At 69.1% G+C, this 3,423-nt stretch carries 1 protein-coding gene and 1 pseudogene; both read right to left on the bottom strand.

The features are described 5' to 3' along the window. Positions 1-2,916: efflux RND transporter permease subunit (locus ACK59X_RS22015; RefSeq protein WP_409960515.1), on the bottom strand; the 2,916-nt coding region annotated here is incomplete at its 3' end. Positions 2,917-2,952: 36 nt separating this feature from the next. Then, positions 2,953-3,423: pseudogene (locus ACK59X_RS22020) on the bottom strand (efflux transporter periplasmic adaptor subunit); the annotation flags it as partial.

The following is a 3,423-nucleotide window of genomic DNA, read 5'->3' on the forward strand; positions in this document are numbered from 1 at the left end:
AAGGTGAACCCGGCGGATTCGCCCATCATGATCCTGGCGCTCACGTCCGACTCGCTCACGCGCGGGCAGGCCCTGGTCGCGCTGGGCCTCCAGCGCGAAGTCGATCATCATGATCGCGTTCTTCTTGACGATGCCGATGAGCAGCACGATGCCGATGATGGCGATGATGTCCACGTCGAGCCCCATGACCAGCAAGGCCAGCAGCGCGCCCACGCCAGCGGACGGCAGGGTGGAGAGAATGGTGACCGGGTGGATGGTGCTCTCGTACAGCACACCCAGCACGATGTACATGGTGACCACCGCCGCCAGGATGAGCAGCAGCGTGTTCGACAGCGATGCCTGGAAGGCCAGCGCCGCGCCCTGGAAGCTGGTCTCCACCGACAGCGGCAACAGGCCCGCCTCCTTGGCGCCTGCCTGCTCGGCCTGGATGGCCTTGACCGCATCGCCCAGCGCCACGCCGGGCGCGGTGTTGAAGGAGATGGTGGCCGCGGGCAGCTGGCCCACGTGGTTCACGCCCAGGGCCATGGGCCGTTCTTCGATGCGCGCCACGGTGGACAGCGCCACCGGCTTGCCGGCCGTGGAGGTGACGTAGATATTGTTCAGCGCCTCGGGCCCGATCTTGAACTGCGGCGCCACCTCCAGCACCACCCGGTACTGGTTGGACTGGGTGAAGATGGTGGAGATGAGCCGCTGGCCGAAAGCGTTGTACAGCGCCGTGTCGATGCCCGACACCGTGACCCCCAGCCGGCTGGCCTGGGCCCGGTCGATCTGCACGAAGGCCTGCAGGCCCTGGCTCTGCAGGTCGCTGGCCACGTCGGCCAGTTGCGGCAGGCCGCGCATGCGGCGCACCAGCTCGGCGGTGCTGGCCTGCAGTTGCGCCGGGTCGGGCGAAGACACCAGCAACTGGTACTGCGTGCGCGCCACGCGGTCCTCGATGGTCAGGTCCTGCACCGGCTGGGCATACAGGCGGATGCCCGGCATGTCGGCCGTGTCGTCGGCCAGGCGGCGCACCACGGTGGAGGCCTTGTCGCGCTCGCCGTGGGGCTTGAGGTCGATCAGCAGCCGGCCCGTATTCAGCGTGGTGTTGGCGCCATCGACCCCGATGAAGGACGAGACACTTTTCACCGCCGGGTCCTGCAGGATGCGCTCGGCCAGCCGCTGCTGGCGCTCGGACATGGCGGCGAACGAGATCGACTGGTCGGCCTCGGTGGTCGCCTGCAGCGTGCCCGTGTCCTGCACCGGGAAGTAGCCCTTGTGCAACACCATGTACAGCAGCACCGTGAGCGCCAGCGTGGCGATGAACACCACCCAGGTGAGCAGTTGGTGGCCCAGCACCCAATTGAGCGCCCGGCCATAGTGCGCGATGGTGCGGTCGAAGAAGCGGCCCGTGGCCTGGTAAAGGCGGCCATGGCTCTCCTCGGGCGTGTGGCGCAGCAGGCGCGCGCACAGCATCGGCGTGAGCGTGAGCGAGACCACGGCCGAGATCAGGATGGCCACAGCCATGGTGATCGCGAATTCGTGGAACAGCCGGCCCACCACATCGCCCATGAAAAGCAGCGGGATCAGCACCGCGATCAGCGAGATGGTGAGCGAGATGATGGTGAAGCCGATCTGCTTGGCACCCTTGAGCGCCGCCTGCAGCGGGTGTTCGCCCTCTTCCACGTAGCGCGCGATGTTCTCGATCATCACGATGGCATCGTCCACCACGAAGCCGGTGGAGATGGTCAGCGCCATCAGCGTGAGGTTGTTGATGGAGAACCCCGCCATGTACATGATGCCGAAGGTGCCCACCAGCGACAGCGGCACCGCCACGCTGGGGATGAGCGTGGCCGAGGCGCTGCGCAGGAAGACGAAGATCACCGCCACCACCAGGCCGATGGCCAGGGCCAGCTCGACCTGCATGTCCTTGACCGAGGAGCGGATGGTCACCGTGCGGTCGGTCAGGATCTGCACGTCCCGCGAGGCCGGCAGCGTGCTCTGCAGCTGGGGCAGCAGGGCCTTGATGCGGTCCACCGTCTCGATCACGTTGGCGCCGGGCTGGCGCCGGATGTTGAGGATCACGCCGGCACGTGCCCCGGTGTCGGGCGTGCCGGCCCAGGCGGCCAGGCGGGTGTTCTCGGCGTCGTCCACCGTGGTGGCCACGTCGCGCAGGCGCACCGGTGTGCCGTTGCGCAAGGCGATCACCAGGTTCTGGTACTCGGACGCGGACTGCAGCTGGTCGTTGGCATCGATGGTCGATGCGCGCGCCGGGCCGTCGAAGCCGCCCTTGGCCTGCTTGACGTTGGACGCGGCGATCACGCCGCGCACGTCTTCCAGCGTCATGCCCACGGATGCCAGCGCCACCGGGTTGACCTGGATGCGCACGGCCGGCCGGCGCCCGCCCGCGATGGCCACCAGGCCCACGCCCTTGACCTGCGAGAGCTTGGGCGCCAGGCGGTTCTCCACCAGGTCGTTGACGCGGATCACGGGCAGCGAGGGCGAGGTGATGGCCAGCGTGAGGATGGGCGCATCCGCCGGGTTCACCTTGCTGTAGATGGGCGGCATGGGCAGGTCGCCCGGCAGCAGGTTGCTGCCGGCATTGATGGCCGCCTGCACCTGCTGCTCGGCCACGTCCATGGCCATGTCCAGCGCGAAGCGCAGGGTGATGACCGAGGCACCGCCCGAGCTGGTGGAGGACATCTGCTCCAACCCCGGCATCTGGCCGAACTGGCGCTCCAGCGGCGCCGTGACGTTGGAGGTCATCACGTCGGGGCTGGCACCCGGGTACAGCGTGGTGACCTGGACGGTCGGGTAGTCCACCTCGGGCAGGGCCGAGATGGGCAGCAGCCGGTAGGCCAGCAGGCCCGCGATCAGGATCGCCACCATCAGCAGCGAGGTGGCGATGGGGCGCAGGATGAAGATGCGCGAAAGGTTCATGGCGGCAGGGCCCGCGTCAAGGGTGTCGGGACTGCATCAGCGCGAGGCCGCGGCGCCAGGGGCCGCGATACCGGCCGCCTGCATCTTGCTGCGGATGAAGGCGCGGCGTTCATCGGGAGGCATGGCCTGCAGCTTCTGGCGCTCTTCGGGGCTCATCTTCTCCAGCAGGGCCCGCACCTCGGGCGACATGCCAGGGCGGCGCTCGCCGTCGGGGGCACCGCCTTCAGCACGTGGCCCGCCTTCACCGCGCGGGCCGCTTTCGGCACCTGCGGCCTGGCTGGCCCGGGGCGTTTCGCGTGGTCCCTCGGCGCTGCTGCGGCCACCAGCAGGGCGCGACGCACCCTGCGCCGGAGCCGAGGCACCGGCCACAGGCGCAGCGGCAGCCTCGCCACCCACCGTACCGCTTGCGGCACCCGCCGGCCCGGCGGCTGCGCCGGGCTGGTTGCGCTTGCTGCGGAAGAAGGCGCGGCGCTCCTCCTGCGTCATCTTGGCGAGCTTGTCGCGCTC

Source organism: Acidovorax sp. (genome assembly GCF_046339755.1).
Lineage (GTDB): Bacteria > Pseudomonadota > Gammaproteobacteria > Burkholderiales > Burkholderiaceae_C > Acidovorax.